This is a genomic window from Mycobacterium sp. ZZG (assembly GCF_054786995.1).
In genome coordinates, this window is record NZ_JBTBFV010000164.1 from 1 (window position 1) to 1173 (window position 1173).

Annotated in this window: 1 protein-coding gene; it reads left to right on the forward strand. The window is 65.3% G+C overall.

Translation table 11 applies throughout. The features are described from left to right. Positions 1-98: 98 nt before the first annotated feature. On the forward strand, positions 99-1173 hold a 1075-nt coding region (locus ACXMYJ_RS29150; RefSeq protein WP_460359550.1), incomplete at its 3' end, for an IS256 family transposase.

A 1173-nucleotide genomic window follows, 5' to 3' on the forward strand; every position in this document is an offset into this window, starting at 1 on the left:
GTGGCCTGAAAGTGGGCGCACCTTCCCGAGGATGATCATCACGGAATCAGGTATTCGATCAAGACCGGCGTTGGCGCGCTGGTTGGGAAGGTACGCCCATGCTCACCGTAGTTCACGATGCCGAGGAGGCCAACGCCAGCGAGGCCGGCCGGTCGTTGTTGGACGAGATCGTCCGCGACGGCGCCCGGCAGATGCTGGCCGCTGCCCTGCAGGCCGAGGTCGCCGCGTACGTCGCCGCGTTCGCTGATCAGCGTGACGAGAGCGGTCATCGGTTGGTGGTCCGCAATGGCTATCACCAGCCGCGGGAGGTGCTGACCGCAGCCGGGGCCGTCGAGGTGAAAGCGCCGCGGGTCAACGATCGTCGTGTCGACCCCGATTCCGGCGAGCGGCACCGGTTCTCCTCGGCGATCCTGCCGGCGTGGGCGCGCAAGTCTCCGCAGATGAGTGAGGTGTTGCCGCTGCTGTATCTGCACGGCCTGTCCAGCGGTGACTTCGGGCCCGCACTCGAGCAGTTCCTGGGCTCGGGGGCGGGGTTGTCGGCCTCGACGATTACCCGGCTGACCAGCCAGTGGCAGGACGAGGCGGCGGCGTTCGGGCGCCGGGATCTGTCGGGCACCGATTACGTCTACCTGTGGGTCGATGGCATTCACCTCAAGGTGCGTCTGGACCAGGAGAAGCTGTGCCTGCTGGTGATGCTCGGCGTGCGCGCCGACGGCCGCAAGGAGCTCGTCGCGATCACCGACGGCTATCGGGAGTCCACGGAGTCTTGGGCGGATTTGCTGCGTGACTGCAAACGCCGTGGGATGACCGCCCCGGTGTTGGCCGTCGGTGACGGTGCACTCGGGTTCTGGAAGGCGGTGCGGGAGGTGTTTCCGAAGACCCGAGAGCAGCGCTGCTGGTTCCATAAGCAGGCCAATGTCCTTTCCGCACTGCCGAAGTCGGCGCATCCGGCCGCGCTGGCGGCAATGAAGGACATCTACAACGCCGAGGACATCGACAAGGCTCAGGTTGCGGTCAAGGCGTTCGAGGTTGCCTTCGGCGCGAAGTACCCGAAAGTGGTTGCCAAGATCGTCGACGACCTCGATGTGCTGCTGGAGTTCTACAAGTACCCGGCCGAGCACTGGATTCACCTGCGTACCACGAATCCGATCGAATCCACCTTCGCCACAGTGC